Source organism: Streptomyces prasinopilosus (assembly GCF_001419695.1).
GTDB lineage: Bacteria > Actinomycetota > Actinomycetes > Streptomycetales > Streptomycetaceae > Streptomyces > Streptomyces prasinopilosus.
This window is the reverse complement of the sequence record NZ_LIRG01000818.1, coordinates 1-2672: the sequence shown is the minus strand read 5'-3', so window position 1 is coordinate 2672 and position 2672 is coordinate 1. Positions and strand designations below refer to the sequence as shown.

General features: G+C 70.5%; 1 protein-coding gene and 1 pseudogene. Both read left to right on the top strand.

Going from position 1 to position 2672, the window contains the following annotated elements; genetic code table 11:
- Positions 1 to 505 precede the first annotated feature (505 nt).
- The gene (locus AOK18_RS26995) at positions 506 to 2023 is read left to right on the top strand and encodes a glutamate-cysteine ligase family protein (RefSeq protein ID WP_055572232.1); all 1518 of its coding nucleotides are present in this window, start codon (positions 506 to 508) and stop codon (positions 2021 to 2023) included.
- Between the two features lie 184 nt (positions 2024 to 2207).
- A pseudogene (locus AOK18_RS26990) lies at positions 2208 to 2672 on the top strand (CPBP family intramembrane glutamate endopeptidase); the annotation flags it as partial.

The following is a 2672-nucleotide window of genomic DNA, read 5'->3' as shown; positions in this document are numbered from 1 at the left end:
CTCGCGGAGGCCGGGAGGCAGGGGCCGGGGGTCTGAGTACGAGAGGTGGGGGTGAGGAGTGCCGCACGTCACCTCGTCGGCTGGATCACTCGACCGTGGGCGCCAACCTTCTGCCTTGTCCACGAAGTTTATACGACGCGTGTTCGGAGTATGTTTCGGCTAGCCGTTTCCACCCCGCGGAACAAGGGCACTTTTGGACGGCGAAACGGGGGAATCATCCCGATTCTCAGCCGGGTGTGCGGCGATGACCTCGATAAACGGCCGCCCAGTGGTAGGCCTATTGTCGTCGGCGTTTTTCACGAGTTCGCCGCCGCCTTGTAACGTGCGTTGCCGACCATGTGCCTGCCATGCCGCGTGAATGTGCCACTGGTCACCTTCGACCAGCGTAGCGGCCGACAGCTCACTTCGGGGCGTTATCAATCGCATCCACTGGGCATCCTCCACTGTGGACCGGGACCCGGCGGCCGATCATCGGACCGCCCATCAGAGAAGCAAGGAGGCTCCGATGGGGGAGAAGGTCGTGGCAGGCGGGTTCGACCTGTCCGATCGCCAGCGCTACCGCGACAAGCTCCGCAGGTGTCTGACGGGTTTGGAGCGACTCCTGGCGGAGAAGCGGTTCGACCGCCCCAAGAACCTCATGGGGCTGGAGATCGAATTGAATCTCACGGGCGCCGACGGGATGCCCAGAATGTTGAATGGGCAAGTCCTCGAGCGGATTGCGAGCCGCGACTTCCAAACAGAACTCGCCATGTTCAACCTGGAGGTCAACATAGCGCCGCACCGTTTGGACGGCCGGGTATTCGACCGGCTCGCCGAGGAACTGCGCACCTCCCTCGCGTACGCGGACCGGAAAGCCGCCGAGGTGGACGCCGGAATCGTGATGATCGGCATTCTGCCGACGCTGGACCGCGACGACCTGGTCTCCTCGAACCTCTCCGCCGTCGACCGCTACACCCTGCTCAACGAGCAGATCGTGGCGGCCCGCGGGGAGGACTTCAGCCTCGACATCGAAGGGGTGGAACGCCTCAGCTGCACCTCCGGGTCCATCGCGCCGGAGGCCGCCTGCACCTCGGTGCAGCTGCACCTCCAGGTCACCCCGGACCGCTTCGCCGACGTGTGGAACGCGGCCCAGGCGGTCGCCGCCGCCCAGATCGCCGTCGGCGCCAACTCGCCCTTCCTCTTCGGGCGCGAGCTGTGGTCAGAGTCCCGGCCGCCGCTGTTCCAGCAGTCCACCGACACCCGTCCGCCCGAGCTCCAGGCGCAGGGAGTGCGGCCGCGCACCTGGTTCGGCGAGCGCTGGGTCGACTCGGCGTTCGACCTCTTCGAGGAGAACCTGCGCTACTACCCCGCGCTCCTGCCGATCTGCGACGACGAGGACCCGCTCGACGTGCTGGACCGGGGCGGCACCCCCTCGCTCGCGGAACTCGTCCTGCACAACGGCACGGTCTACCGCTGGAACCGCCCGGTCTACGACGTCGCCGACGGCGTGCCCCACCTGAGGGTGGAGAACCGGGTCCTGCCCGCCGGGCCCACCGTGATCGACGTGGTCGCCAACGCGGCGTTCTACTACGGTCTGGTCCGTGCCCTCGCGGAGGACAGCCGCCCCGTGTGGACCCGGCTGCCCTTCGAGGCCGCCGCCGCCAACTTCGACGCCGCCTGCAGGCACGGTATCGACGCCCGTTTCACCTGGCCCCGGCGCGGGCGTTACGGGGGTACGGCCGAGGTGGACGCGGTCACCCTCGTACGCGACGAACTGCTGCCGCTGGCCGAGGCGGGCCTGGACGCGTGGGGCATCGAACCCGCGGACCGGAAGCTGTACCTCGGCGTGATCGAGGAGCGCTGCCGGCGCAGGCAGAACGGCGCGAGCTGGCAGGCCGCGACCTTCCACCGGGCGCTGGACGCGGGGCTGTCCCGCGAGAAGGCGCTGGCGGCCACCACCCGGCGCTACCGCGAGCTGATGCTGCGGGGCGACCCGGTGCACGCCTGGCCCGTCGGGCTGCCGGAGCCGGTGCCCGCGGGCTGACCCCTCCCGGGCGGACGCGCGCCCCGGACGGACGGCCGTCCGGGGCTGCCGACGGCGGGGCCGGCCGGGGAGGGAGGGTGCGGGACCGCCGGGCACGGACTGCCGGACGCGGACCGGTCCTCGGGCCCCCGGACGGTGCCTTCATACTGAACCGACCGGACGGATCGGTGATGTGGAGGCAGGTGTGCAGGCGGAGGCGGGCCCGGAGGCCGACGCGTATCCCCGGCGGCTCACGCGGAAGACGCTCCGCGACGAGACGCTGCTCGTGCTCGCGGTGTCGCTGGGCGCGAGTGCGGTGTCCGCGCTGATCAGTTTCGCCGGCTCGGTCACCCGGCCGGGCGGCCTGAAGGACCAGGCGGCCACCCTCAACGGCTCGGCGGCACCGGGCCGTCCCTGGCTCGACCTGGCCTGGCAGCTCTTCGGGATCACCAGCGCGCTGGTCCCCGTCGCGCTCGTCGCCCACTTCCTGATCCGCGAGGGCGCGGGACTGCGCACCCTCGGCTTCGACCGCACCCGGCCCTGGTCCGACCTCGGCCGCGGGGCGGCGGTCGCGGCGGTCATCGGCAGCAGCGGCATCGCCTTCTACCTGGCCATGCGCGGCCTCGGCTTCAACCTCACCGTGGTGCCCGAGGCGCTGCCCGAGGTGTGG